Source organism: Synechococcus sp. WH 8016, from assembly GCF_000230675.1.
GTDB lineage: Bacteria > Cyanobacteriota > Cyanobacteriia > PCC-6307 > Cyanobiaceae > Synechococcus_C.
Genome location: NZ_AGIK01000002.1, coordinates 261,682 through 280,735, shown reverse-complemented (window position 1 = coordinate 280,735; position 19,054 = coordinate 261,682). Strand labels below are relative to the sequence as shown.

Annotated in this window: 12 protein-coding genes and 1 pseudogene; 3 read left to right on the top strand and 10 right to left on the bottom strand. The window is 36.1% G+C overall.

The window, feature by feature from the left end:
- Positions 1 to 192 precede the first annotated feature (192 nt).
- The 10 genes and pseudogenes from SYN8016DRAFT_RS08250 to SYN8016DRAFT_RS08205 all read right to left on the bottom strand — a co-directional run.
- Positions 193 to 6,001, bottom strand: a pseudogene (locus SYN8016DRAFT_RS08250) (beta-ketoacyl synthase N-terminal-like domain-containing protein); the annotation flags it as partial.
- A gap of 705 nt (positions 6,002 to 6,706) precedes the next feature.
- Positions 6,707 to 7,096, bottom strand: a complete 390-nt coding sequence (locus tag SYN8016DRAFT_RS08245) for a hypothetical protein (RefSeq protein WP_006853900.1) — start codon at positions 7,094 to 7,096, stop codon at positions 6,707 to 6,709.
- A complete protein-coding gene (locus tag SYN8016DRAFT_RS08240) occupies positions 7,097 to 8,194 on the bottom strand; it encodes an HlyD family secretion protein (protein ID WP_159098317.1) in 1,098 nt (365 codons plus the stop codon). It lies immediately after the preceding gene.
- 14 nt (positions 8,195 to 8,208) lie between these two features.
- Positions 8,209 to 9,555, bottom strand: a complete 1,347-nt coding sequence (locus SYN8016DRAFT_RS08235; protein WP_216725585.1) for a PqqD family protein — start codon at positions 9,553 to 9,555, stop codon at positions 8,209 to 8,211.
- Positions 9,552 to 11,102 carry a hypothetical protein gene (locus tag SYN8016DRAFT_RS08230; RefSeq protein ID WP_006853897.1) on the bottom strand — a complete coding sequence of 517 codons (1,551 nt, stop codon included), beginning with the start codon at positions 11,100 to 11,102 and terminating at the stop codon, positions 9,552 to 9,554. The genes SYN8016DRAFT_RS08235 and SYN8016DRAFT_RS08230 overlap by 4 nt, the downstream gene beginning before the upstream one ends.
- Positions 11,102 to 11,851: an SDR family oxidoreductase gene (locus SYN8016DRAFT_RS08225; RefSeq protein WP_006853896.1), complete on the bottom strand. Its 750-nt coding sequence runs from the start codon at positions 11,849 to 11,851 to the stop codon at positions 11,102 to 11,104. Before SYN8016DRAFT_RS08225 ends, SYN8016DRAFT_RS08230 begins: the two co-directional genes overlap by 1 nt.
- Position 11,852: 1 nt before the next feature.
- Positions 11,853 to 12,722 carry an alpha/beta fold hydrolase gene (locus SYN8016DRAFT_RS08220; RefSeq protein WP_006853895.1) on the bottom strand — a complete coding sequence of 290 codons (870 nt, stop codon included), beginning with the start codon at positions 12,720 to 12,722 and terminating at the stop codon, positions 11,853 to 11,855.
- 72 nt (positions 12,723 to 12,794) lie between these two features.
- Positions 12,795 to 14,393 carry an alkaline phosphatase family protein gene (locus SYN8016DRAFT_RS08215; RefSeq protein ID WP_006853894.1) on the bottom strand — a complete coding sequence of 533 codons (1,599 nt, stop codon included), beginning with the start codon at positions 14,391 to 14,393 and terminating at the stop codon, positions 12,795 to 12,797.
- Positions 14,393 to 14,701, bottom strand: a complete 309-nt coding sequence (locus SYN8016DRAFT_RS08210) for an acyl carrier protein (RefSeq protein ID WP_006853893.1) — start codon at positions 14,699 to 14,701, stop codon at positions 14,393 to 14,395. Before SYN8016DRAFT_RS08210 ends, SYN8016DRAFT_RS08215 begins: the two co-directional genes overlap by 1 nt.
- Positions 14,702 to 14,766: 65 nt before the next feature.
- Positions 14,767 to 15,675, bottom strand: a complete 909-nt coding sequence (locus SYN8016DRAFT_RS08205) for a sulfotransferase (protein WP_038014155.1) — start codon at positions 15,673 to 15,675, stop codon at positions 14,767 to 14,769.
- Between the two features lie 217 nt (positions 15,676 to 15,892).
- Here SYN8016DRAFT_RS08205 and SYN8016DRAFT_RS14535 point away from each other — a divergent pair, with 217 nt between their 5' ends.
- The 3 genes from SYN8016DRAFT_RS14535 to SYN8016DRAFT_RS15060 all read left to right on the top strand — a co-directional run bounded on the left by SYN8016DRAFT_RS14535 (position 15,893) and on the right by SYN8016DRAFT_RS15060 (position 18,987).
- Positions 15,893 to 16,876: a PHB depolymerase family esterase gene (locus SYN8016DRAFT_RS14535; protein ID WP_006853890.1), complete on the top strand. Its 984-nt coding sequence runs from the start codon at positions 15,893 to 15,895 to the stop codon at positions 16,874 to 16,876.
- 5 nt (positions 16,877 to 16,881) lie between these two features.
- Positions 16,882 to 17,658 carry an SDR family oxidoreductase gene (locus SYN8016DRAFT_RS14530; RefSeq protein ID WP_006853889.1) on the top strand — a complete coding sequence of 259 codons (777 nt, stop codon included), beginning with the start codon at positions 16,882 to 16,884 and terminating at the stop codon, positions 17,656 to 17,658.
- Positions 17,659 to 18,249: 591 nt separating this feature from the next.
- A complete protein-coding gene (locus tag SYN8016DRAFT_RS15060) occupies positions 18,250 to 18,987 on the top strand; it encodes a lipopolysaccharide assembly protein LapB (protein WP_141561434.1) in 738 nt (245 codons plus the stop codon).
- Positions 18,988 to 19,054 lie beyond the last annotated feature (67 nt).

Genomic DNA, 19,054 nt, shown 5'->3' with positions numbered 1-19,054 from the left:
GAGGCTACGCTGTCGATTAAGTAATTATGAATTTGATTTTCGTCATTTAGGACTTTCCCAGGCCGGTACCCCCAGCACTGCTTAATAAAGATTGAATATTAGATACTAATGCACTTATTGTTTTTAATTTAGTCATGTTCTCCATATTTTCTTGAAGCAACGACGTATTTTCTTCGAATAGTGCACTCTGTATGTTGCTTAATATTTCAACTCTTTTAATAGAATCTATTCCAAGATCTGCTTCAATGTCTTGATTAACATCCAACATTTCCTGAGGATATCCAGTGCGGTCGCTTATAATGTTAATTACAATTCTTTCTATCGATTCAGTATCGATAGATGTACTACTTGCCTGCTCACTCTGAGAGAATAACTTCGACTCTGATGACGGTGAATTAGTAATACTATCTTTATCTGGTTGTAGATAGTCTATTAGTCCTCTTAATGTCTTTATTCCTGTCATAATTTCCATGTTTTCTGTAATTAACTGAACGCTTCTTGTATCCATTTCTTTTTGCAATCCACCGAGTATTTCAACCCTTTTGATAGAGTCAATTCCTAGATCTGCCTCTATATCTTGATCAAGATCGAGCATTTCTATGGGATAACCTGTCCTGTCAGAGACATGAGTTAGTACTAGTGTTGATAATGATTCTGCTCTTCCAGTATTAACTCCCTCTGAATTTTCTATATTAGATGCGGTTTTCGTTGGTGGGCTACTAATTGGTATTGGTTTTGGGGTAATTGTTTGTTCACTATCTAAAGAATTGACTTGCAATGTTTTTTCTATAGGTACATCTGTATTTATTTGATATGACAGGGGTAGAATCTCATTATCTTCTTCGGTAATTATCGCGTCATGGTAATGACTAACATTTGTTTCTGAGCTCGGATTAAGGAATTTACCAATCACACTTTCTTGTACGGCAAGAAACTTCCTCATTGTCTCTTGGTGAGATTGGAACGCAATAAGCAACTCTGATGTGTTTCTTAGATTTTGGTTCAAGTATCTCGTCTCCTTTGCTATGGGTTGATTGAGTGGCTTCTTCAGTATTTTACCATCTGGTGGGCTTTCTGAGGATATTTGCTGCGCCTGCTTCTTAGATTTAATTTTATTTCGGTTTTCGTTTATATCTTCTAGCGTTAATGGGCTAATTCTTCCGTTAGTACCCTTACTAATATTATTACTTGTGCACGAGCCCCCACTGAGTGTTATGCCCGAATCCCTTTTGATGATGTTATTTAATGGATCAAGCCTTGTCGAGTTTCTACCATTAAACAAAGCAGAAAGATTTATCTCTACACCTCTCGACAGGAGATTGCATATTGCGTTGAGAAATGCAGCTAAGCTTGAATCATGTTTTTCGTTTACTGAAATCGTAAAGCTATCTTTATCGCCTAGTGTTTCCTTAATGAAACTTGAAAGTATATTTTTTGGACCTACCTCGACAAAAATACGAGCACCATCTTTATGCATTTCCTCAATCATTCCTTTAAAATTAATGGATGAGGTTATCTGTTTTTGCAGAAGGTTTCTGATACTTGTTTTATCGTTTGGATATATTCCTCCCGTAGAATTGCAATAAATGGGTACTTTAGGGCTTTTTATGTTTAAATCCTCAAGGTGAGTTGATAATGCCTCTTCAGCATCCCTTACATATTCTGAGTGAAATGCTCCGGATACATTTAGCATCTGATTTGTCACTTGCTCTTCTGTTAATTTTTTGGATAATTGCGTGAGATCTACACTGGGTCCAGATAGTATTGTCTGACTGTTTGAGTTTATATTCGCTACAAATATATTTTTTTCGTGTTTTATCCTTTCAATTACTTGCTCATGTTCTAAAAATACTGCTAGCATTGAGCCGTTAAATTTATCGCACGAATCTTGCATTAACTGCCCTCGACACGAAGCAATCTTTACCACATCATCACTATCAATGCATTCAGATGCATACAATGCTGTATATTCACCGAAACTATGTCCAGCTACAAAGTTAGGATTCAAATCTAATCGTTTCAAGAGATCATATAGACCAGTTTCAATAACCGCTAACGATGGTTGAGCTATTTTTGTTTGAGATAAATGTTCTTTTTGTTTGTTTCTATATACTTCTGAATAGCTGCTTGGTGGATATATAGCATCCTTGATTGACAAGCCGGTGTCTTTATTAGATAATACCTTTTCCGACTTTTCGATTGCTTGACGTATTTCGGGCATATAGGTCGCTAATTCTTGCATCATTTCCAAATACTGTGACCCTTGACCTGGAAATACGAATGCTAATGATTCTTTTTGATTTCTTAATTCAAGATTGAGGCAAATTTTGTTCGATAGTATTGTTTTGTCTGGTGTTTGCAGGTATTCGATTATATTTGTAAGGTCATTGGAGAGTTCACCCAGGCTACTTGCTGTAAACGCTATAATACATTCTTTTACGCTAATGTCTTGATACTTGTTTATGCTCCAATATGAGGCTTGCGAGAGGTCTTTGAAATAATTGTTATCGATATATCCCTGTAGAACCTTTACGGATTTTATTAAGTCTGTTTTACTTTTTCCTGTAATAGTTATTATTTCAAACGGCCAAATATCTCCACCTGATGCGTCATTATGGGAATCATTATATTCTTCAATGACCGCATGAAAGTTTGTTCCTCCAAACCCAAAAGCGCTAATTCCAGCTCTTCGAGGTATCTCAGAGGTTTTGAACCATGGCTTAATGTTTTTGTTTATGTAAATTGGTGAATTGGCGTGTGCAATTTCATCAATTGGCTCCTCCACGTTAATATGTGGTGGAATTGTTTTGTAATAAATAGACTGCAGTGCTTTGACCATTCCAACTACTCCAGCAGATGCTTTTGTATGTCCGACAAATGTTTTCGCTGATCCTACTGAACATGTTTTTGGCTGTGCGTTGGCATCTCTCATTACACTTGATAATGTTTGAATTTCTGTTCGATCACCTACAGCTGTTCCCGTGCCATGTGCTTCGTACATTCCTAACGTTGCCGGCGAAAACCCTGCTTTTTTATAAGCTCTATTTATTGCTCTTACTTGTCCTGCGGATTTAGGTGCTGTCATCCCAAGCCCTTTCCCATCACTTGATCCAGCCACTGATTTGATGACTCCATAGATTTTGTCACCGTCCCTTTCTGCATCTTCAAGTCTTTTTAGGACTACAACAGCTAATCCTTCACTTATGCAAATACCGTCAGCATTTTGATCAAATGTAAAGCATTTTCCTCTGGGAGATAATGCTTGTGACTTGCTAAAACAGTAATACGCATATGGGCTCTGAATTGTATCTATTCCACCTGCGATTGCGAGATTTGAATGTCCACTTTCCAAGTCTTTCACCGCTACATCAATGGCAGCGAGTGAAGATGCACATGCAGCATCAATTGTAATATTAGTTCCACCAAGATTGAATCTGTTTGCTGTTCTTCCTGCTATTACATTTAACAATATTCCAGGAAATGACTCCTCTGTCCATTCTGGAAGTCTTGACCAGGTATGAATATCTGGATTTTCAACGAATCTAGGTATTTCTGATCTGGTTGCGTATTGTTGGCCGAGGTCAGCTAGACCACCACCGGCTCCAAGTACTACAGATGTGTTTTCTCTGTCGAAATTTCTGTCAGCGTACCCTGAATCCTCCAAAGCTTGTTGGACTACTTCTAAAGTTAGTAGCTGCAATGGTTCTATGGAATCGAGTGATTTAGGCGGAATCCCAAATTTTATTGGATCGAAGCTTATTGGGGAAATGAATCCGCCCCATTTTGAATATATTTTATCTCTTGCTGTTTTATCCGAATCGTAATATATTCTCCAATCCCATCGTTCTCTAGGTATTTCTGTAATTGCATCAATTTTGTTTTGTATGTTTAACCAGAAATCTTCAGGCCTATGAGATCCTGGTAAAAGACTTCCTATGCCTATTACAGCAATGTTAGATGGTGATGAGGGGCCATAATCTCTGCAAATAGTACTCTTATCCTGCTCAGCTATTAACATTTCTTCGCCTCCCTGAATAATTTCTTCGTGCAATTCATCAATTGTTGTTATTTCACTTCTCAAAGTTGCAGCTTGTCCAATCATAAACATTCCATCATTATATATTTTCTCTTCTTTAAGCTCTTCGAATTTGCCTGATTCGTTGCGAATTTTTCCTTTCGAGGCAATTCGAAGTCTTCCTAGGCTAAGCCCTTCTAGTTTATCTTTTATCTCGTCGGAACTATATTTATCAACAAGCATATCTTTTCTGACTTTTTTGAATTCATTCGCGAACGGTGTCACCGCACACCTACTCGCATGACCGATCCCAGTTTCAAGATTCACTGTATTTACACATTTGATTGCTTCTTTCTGATATCCGTCTAATATTGCTCCGCATGAAACTGATTCTTTGGTGAATAAATATGCTGTTCCCATTAGGATTCCTATTTTACAACCCTTAGAACTAATCTTTGTGGTTAGGGCCGCAATGAATGCTGCTGATATTCTGTCATGAATACCACCTGCAAATAGCATCGATATTTCTGGATGATACTTCTTATCAATATCACTAATTACTGTTTCTATCATTCTTTCCCATAGAACTAGACTGCTAATTGGACCTACATGACCCCCGCATTCTCGACCTTCAAAAATAAACCGTCTCGCTCCTTGATCAATGAATATTTTCAATAGGGCTGGAGCTGGAACATGAAGGTAGCTTGCTATTCCTTTTTCTTCAAGATCTCTTGCTTGATCAGGTCTCCCACCAGCTATTAATGCAAACTGAGGCTTTACTTCTAGTACTGCTTCTAGTTGCTTATCCCGTATTTCTTTTGGTGCAAAACCTAAAATACCAACGCCCCACGGTCTTGATTCAAGTAGGTCTTTAGTTTTTAGAAGCAATTCCCTTGCCTGTTCACCTTTCATCATTGCTAGTGCGAGCATTGGCGGAGCACCTCCACAACTTACGGAATCAGCAAATTCGGCAGTATCGCTTACCCTTGTCATGGGCCCCTGTACGATAGGAAATTTTGTCCCATGCGATTTTGCTAGTTTTGAATCTTTTCTTAAGGGATTTTCCAGTATTGCGTCAGTTAAATAAGAGCAAGTCTCGTACAAATAAGCTCTCACTAAATTATATGTTGTCTTGTATTTGTTCGTTAATACTTCCGTTAATCCTATAGTTTGTCCTATCGGCCAGGCGACAACTTTTGGATCACCCCATCCAATTCTATTCATTAAACCCTTTTCCCATTCATTCATTTCTTCATTTGAGCTTTGATTTTTCTCTTCTATTGACTTCAATAGGCTTTTTAACGTCTCTACTGCTTCTAGTCCTGGCTTCGAAAACACTCTGCAGGTAATACCAATATTTTCACCTAGTGGAATTGCTTCTTGGCCAGAGACATTTCGAAAATATTTTTTGAAATTTTCTAAAAAGGGCGACTCCGGCATTAGCCAGAGTTGGTCGTCTAATACAACTCCACTTGCCCCTGTTGCTCTAAATGCACCCGCGGTATTAATACCAATACCTCCCCTTACAAACAGATTTACTCTATTTTTTACAATCTTATAACTTTTCTGAAATAAAATAAATGTACTATCTTCACCAACCATTCCTCCACATTCGTTTCCTTTTACAATAATTCCGCTAAATCTTTCGAGCTCTTTTTCTATACTTTCCAATGTGCTTACTCTGTCTATCTCCAGAATCACTTTTACTCTCAACCCTTCTATTGCCTTGCTTATATTCTTCACGTTGTCAACATCGATGCTAATTATTACTTCTTCTATCGAATCTGTATGATTAAGTATGTTTATTTTAACATCCTCTAATTGCCTTATGTTAGCTTTAACAGTTATTTTTTTGTTTAATTGTTTATGTTGTGTATGGTATTGCGCTTCATCAATTATCTTCCTCCAGTTTGGAGAACTCTCGTATTCAATATCGAATACAGGAGTGCCACCAGCCGCTCTCACAGCGTCTCCAAGCTTCCTCATCTCCATAGAGGTTGGAATTAGACACAGGCACGCGAAGCTTTGATCCACTTTTAGCAAAATCAACTTACTTTCATTCTAGCAAAGAGTTGCAATTATTGCCTGCAGATCATTTGCAGTGTTGTCAACTTGTTAATATTAAAATCTTTTAATAATCCCATTCTTTGCATCTAGGATTGATCCGTATCAATACTTACTGTTTCTATATTGTTAAATCAATTCTGTCTCCAGCACATCTGAAGTCTATGTTTTTAATTTAATATCCATTTTATTTTCCTTGTTTGGTAATTCCTGGTCGCCCTTAACGAGATTCCGCGTAGGTCTTAAATCATAACTCTTGGATCAATACTCTTATCTCTTTGTCTTTTTGCCCTAAATATATTTAACAAGTATCTCAGGATATGCTATAAATACTGTTAATAACCTTGCTCTTACGTAATTATATATTTTTTTATAAATTTCTATAATGAAAATCTAATGACTGTGGCTTATATTTCTTACAATGTATTTTATGGGGACTAATCTCTTATGGCTGTGTTTTTCATGATATGTTAAGCAAACTGTTCTACACTATGCATATTGGAATATTTTTCATAGCTTAGAACTTATAATCAGTTGTTTTTCTAATATTTCCAGCTTGCAACACTTATAGGCTATTATTGACTTAAATCACTTTTCATTCTATGAATCAATTCTAGCTTTCTTATGTTACGTTATAGATTCTTCCTTGTCCGTATCATCACTCCCATAATATTGTCTTATCTGCTTACTAAGTAATTTTATTTCGCCTTCTTGTGCGAGTTTTATCCTGTTCAGTATTGGCAAGTACTTTTTGATTACCATATCTATGTCAAGGTCATCGTTTTTTTCTAAAGCTAGTATCATTTTTATCCGCTTTTCAAATAATACCATTTCTTTTTTCTTATCTTCATCTTTTGTATCGCCTGTTAAGTTTCCGCCTGTTTCTCCGTCTGATTGCCGAATATTGACTTTATTAATATTTTCTAGTATATAGTTTGTTAGTGACAAGTTATATTCTACCAGATCTCTGCGTTCTTTGATATCTTCAAGATTGCTTGAATGTTCTCTTTCAGTCATTTATGGGAACCAGGACCATACTTCGATCTGTACGAATCTAAATAGTGATTTAGCAAACGCCCAGAATAATGGAACATATCCTCCTGATACCTTCCCCCAGCCTGTCAACCCAGGAACAAGTCTAACACCTTGTGAGTCGATAATTTTAACCTTAACTTCTAAAATCTTTCCAGTTGTATCTTTGACAATCTTTACATTATTGCCACTATCTATATTTTTACTTGTTTGTCCTTTTGATTCATTCGCTACTGCTGCTTGATTTATTTGTACCACTCTACCGCTCAAGGTTTTTAATGGATCTGATGACAATCTAATATCTACTTCTTTGTTGATTTTTATTACACCTGCGGTATTTTCTGAAATTTGCATTAATCCAAAGTATTGCCGTATTTTACTTGCATTTGCAATATTGTCTCCAGCATTTACTTGGCTTCCTATTCTTGAGCTTAGATTTTGGGAATATATATAACCATCAAATGGCATAAGTATGTCTGATTTAGATAGCAAGTTCGAATAATATCTTTGCTTTTCCTTAAGCTGAGCAAATTCGTACTCAGCTGTCTTTACTTGTTGTTCACTCTTTGCGATAACACTTTTCTGAGTATTAATATTATTTTTATCTATATTCATCTGCCTTTCAGTATCCCCTATCTTATTTAAAGACACACTCCCTGATTTGTATAAGCTATACTCTCTTTTGTACTTTTCAGAACTGTTACTATACAAATCTTGGTATTGCAATAGTTGCTTAGTGTCGACCTGTATTTGTGCTTGAAGTGTTAGTATTTTAGATTCTTGTGCTTGTATTTGCTCCTCAATTTCATACAGCTTTGTTTCTATCTGGTCTGACGATACTGTTGCGATTAATGTACCTTTTTTGATTTTATCATTAAACTCTTTTTCGTTTATCGTTTTTACTATTTCTCCATTAAATGGCGCTTGTAAATTTTGTTTACCTTCAGCTGTTACTGTAAACAACCCACCTGGTGAGCTCTTGTATGGGATTGACAATCCTATCAAAAGCAGAAATATATATGTCGATTGCTGTCTTTTAGTTTTGGGAGGAAATTTTAAGTATTTAGTTAAAAAGTTTGACATGATTTTTTTTATACTCATTTTTTTGTTGTGGGAATGCTTCCCAATTTAGCTTCTCTCGCATTGCTCATTGCTTTCCAAAATTTGTAAACCACATTAGCAACGTACAACGTTAGCCCTAGTGATATTAGCCACCGTGCCCCTTCACCGAAGACTTCCTTAACAAAAACATCCGATATCCCTCTCGACAAGAACGATATTAAGATATATATTATTATAAGCCCTTCTATCAGTCCTATTATTCCGATAACTTTAGAAATATTTATCCTTCTAGCTGATAGCTCCTTAGGCAAGCTTACTCCTTTAATAAGCATCAGCCAAATGCTTATTGTGCTTCGGATTACATCTTGTTTGTCTATTGCAGATATAAGGCTATAATATCCTGGTGATGGCCATAAAGGGAATGAATCAATTATCAAGCCTATAAAACCTGTAATTATGAAAATAATCGTATAAAACGGTAATGTGGTTCCATAGGTGTGACTTGTTTGCCATATATATACCGCTACCGATAACACAAACATTCTAACTTTAATAATTGATGAGAAAGCTATTCTTCTCTGCCTGCTTGTTAAATACTCAGACTTAAATCTTATTGCAACTTGTGGAATAAATCCCATTAGTAGGCCAAAGCTAATACTTGTAGGAGGGTTATTAAACGACTGTGTCACGATTCCTGATGCCAATCCCGCCAGTGATGCTTGAACTCCAGCCACTGTTAGCAAGCCGAAAATATTCGGAATGTTTTCAATGAGGTAAGTTGTATAATCGGCTTTGAGTTGGTCTATATTGTTTAGTATGGTTCCAATTGCTAATGGGAATAGTATGACTAATGAATATTGAGCTAGGTTTATAAACCCCCTGATCGATTTACTGAATTCGCTTGCCCCCTTTAATATATTCTGCGGATTTCTAGACTCCCATATCCATATCATTAAGCTTGGTTCTTCGATATTATTTTCATCGTCTATTTTTAATTCAGTCTCTCTTTTTGACTCTTTAAGTATATCAGCATATATCCTCGCTTCGTCTTCTATGTTTATAGTTTTTGACGATTCTATTTGAATTATCTTATCTATTATACCCTCTTTTTCTAGTTCTTGAAGAAATTCTATGAGTGATTCTCTGTCTACATCATCACCAGTTACTGTTGAGAAAGTTTCTATAATTGTATTTATTGTATTTTTTCCATTACAAAGTTTACACAGATAGTAGTCTTTTATGTCTAATTCGTACACTGTGTTTTTATCTTTGTTTATTAATTTGTATACTTTGCTCTTTTTTCCAGCGCAGTTGGCACAGATTACTTTGTTCACATTGTTGAATCTGTATACATCTGTTTTCATTGTATTACTTGATGTCATTGACTCATCCATACTTCAAGTCCACCTTCTGGGTTATCTATATATTCCCAATTTCCATTTATTTCTTTCGCTATTTTTGGCCCGAACGGATTTGCTGTACCTACAAATAGGCCCTTTGGTGTTGAAACTAAGTTTCTTATCCCATTATTAAAAATGCAACCAAAACCCTTTCGATCAACCGGTATCCAATTTTCACCATCGTAGCTTCTCCATAGTTCAAATCCTCTATTCTTCTTGATCATATCTAAGCCTATATGATTAAACAATTCTGCGTTTAATTTAGATAATTTATCTACTTCTATCCAATCTACAAGGCAACTAGCATCGTATGTCCCTAGATACAGCCATCCCTCATGACTTGTCATCCTCCAGAAATATCCATTGAATTTATTTCCAAAACCATCCGATAATCCTGATATCGGCATAACTACATCTCCATTTCTCTTATATGGTGTCCCTACAACTAATTCATTTTTTCCTGTTTCTTCGTTTATTCTGATTAATGTTGATGCTGCTGGACCAATCATGTTTACCCTGTCGTATCCTCCATTTTGAATTCCACTCCCTACATATAGATTGTTTTTGAAGTAACATATACTTAATGCTATTTGATTAGTGGACCCTCTACCTGCCCCATCTTTTACTACGCATTCCCAGTCGTGCTCTGCATACTTTCCTCCTTTTGTTCTCCATATCTGGTATCCATTGCAATTAAATGTACCTGCATATAGCCAATCTTTTGATACTCCCAGTGAAAATATACTTTCATTTTTTATGTCGCCAAATCCCGATATCATAGTTTGTTTCCAATTTCCTTTTGCTGGATCATCACTCGCATAGACCACTTGAATATCAGAGGTATTTGCATTACCCCCCCTGCTACCCGTAGGTGACATATATAATTTCCCTTTAAATTTTATAAGCGATCTTATGCTTGTAACTGGTAACCCTATTACGCCGTATTCTGAGACAATATCAAAGTTTTCTCCATCTTCAGTCCTAAGTATCAATGGTCCTGGTGCTAGACTTGGAGCCCACGAAGCTATATATAGCGCTTCCACTTTATCTGATTTTCCCTTAAAAACACACATTCCTCTATAGCCAATATCGCGCGGTACAAGGTCTTTTTTCGTACTTACCTTTCGCTCCTTTCCATCATTTCCTTTTAATGTTTCCATATATTTCTCGACGGGACTAACAAGTGGCGACCTATACACCATTTTCCATTCATTGAGTTCAGGCCTATACCTCCAGATCTGTGCTCTTCTATCTAATTCATATATTCCTTCTATTGTATCTGGGCATTCTACTGGCCAAATTTTCATTTCTTCAAGTGCTGTCTGAGAATTATGGGACACACTAAACTTGAGCATACACATGTTACATCGCGTAGTCCCCACATAGAGCGCTCCATTAAACCAAGCCGATGAGTGTGCATAACTATTGTTTCCATCGCCAAATCCATTTTTACTTATCTTTTCAAATTGCTTTCTTTGACATCCCTTTTGTGGGCATGGGTTATATATTTTTTTGTTATTAACTTTCATTAATTTGGAAGATAAAATGGATTTAATGTTTTGATCATTTTGTTCGATTCGATCATATCTGCTATTGATTTTGCCAGGTTTTTTGGTTTCATTGCTTTTCCGTCAAAAAGTGTTTTTAGTGCTGTGTTTTCCGTTAATGGTGTCTCTACTAAACCAGGGCATATTGTTTGTACCGTTATCCCGTATTCTTCTAATTCGTGTGACAAGGATTTACCTAAGCCCATTACTGCAAATTTTGAAGCACAATATGCTGGAGCATATGGCTGGCCTCGTAGCCCATATTTTGTTGTTGATGAACCTATATTTATTATTTGCCCATACCGCTGTTTTTTCATAATGTTTGAAATGGCTTTATTTGTCAAGAACACTCCTTTTAGATTTACATTGAGAATAGAATCCCATTCATCTTTGGGTAGTTCTTGTATAGAATAAGGCATTACTCTTTCGGATTCTTTACTTTTACTAACTCCTGCACATGTGATTAATATAGAAACTGTTACTTTCAATTCTTCTACTTTTGTTATCATCTCTTTTACATCTTCTTCTTTGGTTACATCACATACTATCGCTTTGAGATTTTCACCATTTTTATTTTTTTGAATTTCTTCGTATGTATTATATAGTTTTTTCTTGTTACTGCTAGTAATAATCACTATATAACCCCTTTTTATGAATTCTCTACCTAGCTCTTTTCCTATCCCACTACTTCCTCCTGTGATTAAGACTAGTTCTTTGCTTTGTTCACACATTTCACTGACCTCTTGCTTCTATATCTTTTATGAATCTTGTTACTTCTATTATAAATCTATCAGGGTTTAACGCTGGATGAAAGTGACCTAAATTCTCTACCTCTATATTTTTACAATCTTTTGTTAGCTCTTTTATCTTCTTGCTCGTTGGAAGGCAATGTGACAACTCACCATATAAACATAATATTGGTAATCTCAATGAAGTAATAATTTCTCTTTTCAATGATGATTGATCTTCAAAATCCTTTTTGGCAGTAGTATTTTTAATTAATTGATGCCAACTCGTAGAAGCCTTGTTTTTTAATGATAATTTCTTTAACGACCTTTTTCCTTCTGCTTCTCCCCGTATTCCTGTTAATGTATTTAAGTATTGAAGCAATGTAAAGTCTATGTTGCTTGTATCCTCTGGTAATTTTTTTATACCATTATCTAGCAGTTCTTTTTTCCACCTCTGCCAGTGTGGCCATTCTTTTAATTGTAGTATTGGTTGTAAACTTGTTATCTGCATATCTGCAATTGTTAATGTTTTTACACTTTTTTGGTTTTTTGCTGCATGCAATATGCATATTCCAGCACCATAACTATGGCCGACTAAATGGTAACTTTTTACATCATTGATTCTTAACAGCTCTGCTAAATCCTTTTCCATCGTACTAGTATCGTAACCTGATGGAGTTGTATCACTATAACCATGACCCCGTAAGTCGTATATAATCACTTGCCTATCTTCTGTTAATTTTTTAGCTATTTTCATATACCAGAATGATATATTCGCACCTAGACCATGAACAAGTACTATTGGTGACTTGTCCTGTCTCGTACCTAATATCATATAATTTATTTTTGCTCCTAGACAATTTGCTTTTTTCATTTTGACTCCGATGTGTCTATTTGGTTAATCAATTGCATGAACTGAGTTCACAACAAATGCTTTTATTGAGTGCTAGTCCATATATCCTAACATTTTCAATTGAGCCATAAGAGCTTCTTTTTCCTCTTCTGATATTTCTTTTTTGTTTTCAGATTCTTTCCTTTCTGTATTCAATTTATCTGATACAGTTACTGGATTTTCCTTCAAGTATTCCGAATTAATTATATGTTTTGGCACCTCGCCGTCCAGACCAGTTGGTATCGAAGCTCCTAAGCCGTATAATAAGATTGGAGTAATATCATAAATCGACAATTCTTTTCCGGTTCCCTTATTAAACATTGGCCCGTAGCCTATAAATATGCCATTCGGCCTATGTGTTCCATCTATTACTTCACGTTTTCGTACTACTTCTGCTGATCTTAAGATAGAAACGAAACCGCTGTCTCTTAGACCAAGAGTTATATCGGGTGCACAGTTTAAATCTTCCTCTTTATTCATTCTTTTTTCGTTAAGATCGGCTTTGACGAAAATTTTGCCTCCATCAATCTCGCAACTATAGGCTAATAGTTCTTCTTGTATTTTTTTGCAAAATCCAGGGTAATCCTCCACACTTATGCCATTCTCATTGACTTCTGATTTTCTATTTATATAAATAGCGTTACTGCTTGGTGTGAGTACATATGCCATAGTATTTTTCCAATCAATCATTGATGAATGGTCTTTTATCCTATCCGCAGTTAGTTTTGTGTTATCTTCTTCTTCTGTGTCGTTGGCCCATTTTAAATATCCCTGTCTGTGTAGCCACTCATTTATGTATACTACTTCATCTGTTGGTCCAAAGCCATGATCTGATGTGATTACCAAATTCGTTTCACCACCAGATTCTTTTACCAAATCTCTAATTGAAATATCGATTTGCTTATAGTAATTAAGGCACTTTTCTCTTATACTCTTTGCCCATTCATTTGTTACCGTTTTTTGCTCAAGTTCTGGATCTAAATATCTCCAGAATAAATGTTGTATTTTATCAGTACCATCGTAAACTATTGCTGTAAGATCTGTTGGATCTTTTCTCATAAGATATTTCATTAGTTTTGTCCAGTTCTCATCTCGTACTGCTTGCATCTCTATCCATTCTTCATATTCTGATTCTGGCAATCCTTGGATGCATTTTTTTTCTTCACTTATATCCATACCAAGCTTCTTAATATCTATATCTTTACTTACTTTTATTTCATCAAATAATGATTCAGGTGTCGTAGCACTCCTTAGATGTTTCCAAGGTATGAAGCCAGATATTAGATAACCGTCAAGCTCAACAGGTGGAGACATTCCATAAAAGTTCATGCTTGTTATTTTTTTGCCCTGACGGCTTGCTATTGTCCAAACTGTATTGTTTTTGATATCTCTCGAATCATTCACCTTAAGATATACACCATTATTTGTAACTTCTGGTCTTAAAAAGTCGTATATTCCATGTGTCTCTGGTTTTACACCAGTGACTGTAGAGATCCAGCCAGGTGGTGTAAGTGGTACTGGAGTCGATATCAATTCAGCATGATAACCCTCTTTTAGGATTTCCCCTAAAAATGGCATATATCCTTGATTAATCAGGGGTTTCAGTAGTGAGAAAGTTGCCCCGTCAAGCCCTATCATTAGTACTTTTTTCATCAGTTGTCTCCTGTTGTTGCGTTTTCGTTTAAAAATGTTGCAATTTCATTTATTCTTAACTCTGATATGTATTCACCATCTTTCATGAATAGTTTTTCAAATGGAATTCCTCTACATTCAAAATGTTGCTCTAATGCTACGACTAATCTTACAATATCGATTGATTCAAACTCCAACTCTCCAATTAGCCCTGTTTCGTTACTTATTTTTTGCTCAGATTCAAGATCCCAATCTTTTATGATTTCCGCCACCACTTCAATCACTTCGTTTTGGAGGCTCTGTTCTGACAAAGTTTTCAGCTTGGACATTTGAACTCTGAGGATGAGCTCATTCTAGCATATACATCGATTTTGTTCTCATTTTTTGTTTTTTCTTAAGTGTATCCCAACTTTAGTCCCATCTTCTTTACATGAGGATAAAGTTTTCTGCCTTTCTCTACCCAATCAAGATTATCCTCTAGGCCACCGCTTATGATATTATTTTGTCTTAATTCTGGTGATCGTAAAAAATTAGGATCACTACCTAACTCAGCTCCAATTGGCCCAAATTGTGCATAGGGAGAGTTTTCGGGATGGATCATTTGTTCGTACGCATCTGTAGACCAACTCCAACTCATCCATGAGCATATTTTTCTTAGAGACTCCTTTCTATTGTTTATTATTTCCTCCCCTTTTATTGTTAACTTTTTTTCTTCACTAATATTTTTCAGAAACTCTAATATATTAGCGTTACAGGTATACCACATAAGTTGTGGGTCTATAAGTTCATTTTCTTTTGAGAAATCTATCGAATTTGATAATATTGCCAACAGTTTTCCCTTCTCAAGCTTATACATTGATTTGTTCATATCTATTGGGTGTCTTGTTATGTGTAGGTAGTAGGCATCAGGAAAATACTTTTTTATTCTCGCTAACCTCTGAGGAAGTAGTGCATATGCTGGGCTCTTGTCTATTAATGTTAACGGGTAAATTTTCTCACAAATTTCCTCATATATATCACTTGTTTTTCTATCTGCTCTTCTAATTATCCATCTGTGTGACATTGATATAGTTTCCATTGTTTGTTCGCCTGCATATAGTTCCGATACCGTTCTTAGCAATCCGTGTGTTTGTGGAATAAAAATATCCCTATACTCTTCCATGAACTTTTTCATGTTTTCTTTGATCAGTATGTTCAATTCCGGTACAGAGTATGCTTCGGGATGTCCTCCCAGTATAGAAGCTGATATTGATGAGAATGATCTAGGCGCTGATAATACAAATATTGGTGGTTTTCTTTTCAAGACCAATCTGCATATGTCTTATTTTACCCTAAAACCCCCTCTTTGTTTTACACTGTCATAACTTTTTTGGTTTTTTGTATTGTGTTTGCCTGTGTTACCCTGTATTATTATTCTTTAACTTATCTTTAATTTGCTTACCCCTTTTTTAATCAGTACTGTCTTTGGTCTTCATATTCTGGCCAATTCTGTTTCGTCTTTCGACAATTTTTCAAATATTATGGCTTCTTCTTTTCATGAACGACGCTTAGAGCGTCAGCTTAAGCGGCAGGAGCGACGTTTAGAGCGTCAGCTTAAGCGGCAGGAGCGACGCAATATGCTTTTTGGTTCTACACCTACTCGTGAAAATCAATCTTCCATTTCAACCACTTCGGTTCGTTATCTTGAGCAAGATGGTCTAAAAAGGTCATACCTTCTCCATAAACCCGCTGTTTCTTCTGATGTTCAACTCCCTCTCGTCATTGCTCTTCATGGCGGTAAAACCACTGCCGACAGACTTCGTAAGACTTCTCGTTTGAATGACTTGGCTGATAGCGAAAAATTTGTAGTTGTTTATCCTAATGCACATAAGAAAAACTGGAATGATGGACGTACATCTATTGGACATAATGCCAATGATGTTAGTTTCATTAATTCTCTTATAGATACGATCATTTTGAGTGAGAATGTTGATTCTTCACGAATTTATGCCATTGGAATATCTAATGGTGGCTTTATGTCTCAGCGTTTAGGTTGTGAATTGTCCAATAGAATTGCTGCCATTTCTGTCATAGCCGGTGCAATGCCAATAGATCTTGAACTATTCTGTAAGCCAAGTCGGCCCATGCCAGTTATCATGTTTTCGGGTACTTTGGACAGATTTGTCCCTTGGAAGGGTGGTACCTCTTCTAAAGGACGAGTCGGTACTTTTCTTTCTCCACTTTCAACTGCAAAATGGTGGGCAACTAATAACAATTGTAGTATCCAACCACGTCAAGAAGACGTAGTTTCGTCCTCATCTGTTTCAAAAGATTCTACAAATGTCATCAAATATTTATTTTCTGAATGTCAAGACTCGTCAAGCGTTGTTCTTTATAAGATTATTGGTGGTGGGCATACATGGCCCAGCGGTTCTTCACAGCCCAGATGGCTTGTTGGCACCACATCTTATAAAGTTGATGCTTCAATGTTAAGCTGGGATTTCTTCAAACAGTATAGGAGGTAAAGCTCATGACTTTTCCTGACAATGTGAATCTTCGTGGCTCTGTTTATCTTGTAGCTGGTGCTTCTGGTGGAATTGGAAAATCCCTTTCTACATTGTTACACAGTTTAAACGCAACAGTCGTCTTGGTCGATTTATCCACTGAATTATTAGTTGATTTAGTTGATGATCTATCGAAAAGCAATCCTAATGCTCCCAAACCTCAAGTCTTTGCAGCAGATATTTCTTCCGAGTCTTCACTAAAGGATTTAACAACATGGTATTCGGCGCATTTTCAGCATATAAATGGTCTTGTTAATTGTGTCGGCTTGCTTAGAACTGGAGAATCTCTCAAGCCTATATCCGAGACATCCCTCTCTGAATGGGAAACAATTATCAATGTTAACCTTACAGGTACATTTTTGCTAAATCGTGCTTTCATACCCATTATGCAGAAGCAGCGATTTGGCGACATAATCAACATTTCTTCAGTATCTGGTACGCAAGGTCGAGCCTTTGATGGTCCATACTGTTCGTCTAAATTTGGCATAATTGGGTTATCTGAGTCCATAGCCGCTGAGGTTTCTTCTAGCGGTATACGTGTTCAATGTCTTCTTCCTGATGCTGTCAATACTGATTTGTGGCTTCAAAATGGATCAACTTCTATTCAACCGTCACTAATGATGACTTCTGAGAATGTTGCCAGCGTTATTCTTTACATGCTTCAACTTCCTGCTGATATCTATATGTTGAATCCCATTATTGCTCCGATGAAACGACCTAAACGTCGTCGTAATAACAACTGAGTAGTATTTATATTGTTTCTTTCGTCAGTCTCTTTTTAATAATTTTTTGCACGTTAGAATGTACGACTTTTTGTTTTCTGCGCCTACCCTTTTCTTTTCTTGTTTTATTTAGCTCATTTCTTGTTTTCTGATTGGTTTCATGCGCAGCTATGTTCTTCATTCAGGCTTCTCGAGTAGTAGTAAGATAAAATTCATACTTTTTTTGTGACTCACTATTTGTCTGGCTATGTTTTCTATCAGTTTAATTAAATATTTCTTTTTTAGCCTTCATTCGTTTTCTTGTCTTGTTTTTTTATGCTTTCTAGGTTTCTATCTTTTTAGCCTAATAATCGCTTTATCTTTCTTTTTTGGAATCAGGTGTTTCTTTTATTCTTATACTATCGAGCTCGCTCACTGTTTTCTTTCCTTGTAGGTTTTATCATTCTTTGTGCTTGTCTATATGCTATTATCGATTTGATGGAATTCTTTATGTTGCCTCCCCATTGTGATCCTTTTGGCTTTTAACTAGTAGTGCTTACTGACTGCAATTGATATTATTGATTTGATCACGTCCCTTTCAATCCTTTTTGTTTTTTCATTATTTATCTTGTTATGCACAAACCAAGGCTTATCTGTACTCCTCTTACCCCTTTAACTGCAGTTCAGTACACTATGCAGAGTGCTAAGGATAAGCAATATGATATTTCTATTGATTTTCTTTTGAATTACATCGATAGAAACCCACCCTCCTCATTCCTTTCCCGTTGTTTATCTTATTTGTTTTGTCAGATTTATGATTTTGAAAATGCTTTTTTATGGATTAACAAGTCTTTGGACTTAGATTCAAGTTGTTCTGATACATATGCTCAGCAAGGTTTGATTTATATCTGTTTACAGCAACATGGTTGCGCTGAGACTGCTTATCGAAAATCTATTATAATTAATCCTACAAGTTCTCTTGCTAACTGTGGATTAGGATTAATCTATTGTGCTAAGAATGAAATTGAGCTCTCTGTTGAGTACTTTTCACGTGCTTATCACTTTTCCCCTCCCAATGAATCCCTCTCTATTTTATATGCCCGTGCTTTAATGGAGGCTAATCAGTATGAGACGGCACTTAAAGAACTTGACCACTTAATGATTGTTAATTTAGCCTCTTATCGTTCATTTGAGCTGTTAGGCGAACTTTATCTTATTATGGATAATGTTGATTTAGCAAAATCAATGTTCGAGGCTGCTCTTATTGATAGTCCTGACTCTGTGCGTTCCAAGCTCGGTCTTGCACGTACTTTGTTGCGTACTAATCATTTTGAGGATGCTGACTCTCTTTTGAATAATCTTATTGATTGAACAAACTTATTTGTTTCTTTCCATTTCGCCTCTGATTTGCTATAGTAAATTACCTTTTGCTTTGATC

Coding starts and splice junctions, on each gene's coding strand:
- SYN8016DRAFT_RS08245 (WP_006853900.1), bottom strand. CDS start 7,096: ATGACTGAAAGAGAACATTCAAGCAATCTTGAAGATATCAAAGAACGC.
- SYN8016DRAFT_RS08240 (WP_159098317.1), bottom strand. CDS start 8,194: ATGTCAAACTTTTTAACTAAATACTTAAAATTTCCTCCCAAAACTAAA.
- SYN8016DRAFT_RS08235 (WP_216725585.1), bottom strand. CDS start 9,555: ATGACATCAAGTAATACAATGAAAACAGATGTATACAGATTCAACAAT.
- SYN8016DRAFT_RS08230 (WP_006853897.1), bottom strand. CDS start 11,102: ATGAAAGTTAATAACAAAAAAATATATAACCCATGCCCACAAAAGGGA.
- SYN8016DRAFT_RS08225 (WP_006853896.1), bottom strand. CDS start 11,851: ATGTGTGAACAAAGCAAAGAACTAGTCTTAATCACAGGAGGAAGTAGT.
- SYN8016DRAFT_RS08220 (WP_006853895.1), bottom strand. CDS start 12,722: ATGAAAAAAGCAAATTGTCTAGGAGCAAAAATAAATTATATGATATTA.
- SYN8016DRAFT_RS08215 (WP_006853894.1), bottom strand. CDS start 14,393: ATGAAAAAAGTACTAATGATAGGGCTTGACGGGGCAACTTTCTCACTA.
- SYN8016DRAFT_RS08210 (WP_006853893.1), bottom strand. CDS start 14,701: ATGTCCAAGCTGAAAACTTTGTCAGAACAGAGCCTCCAAAACGAAGTG.
- SYN8016DRAFT_RS14535 (WP_006853890.1), top strand. CDS start 15,893: ATGGCTTCTTCTTTTCATGAACGACGCTTAGAGCGTCAGCTTAAGCGG.
- SYN8016DRAFT_RS14530 (WP_006853889.1), top strand. CDS start 16,882: ATGACTTTTCCTGACAATGTGAATCTTCGTGGCTCTGTTTATCTTGTA.
- SYN8016DRAFT_RS15060 (WP_141561434.1), top strand. CDS start 18,250: ATGCACAAACCAAGGCTTATCTGTACTCCTCTTACCCCTTTAACTGCA.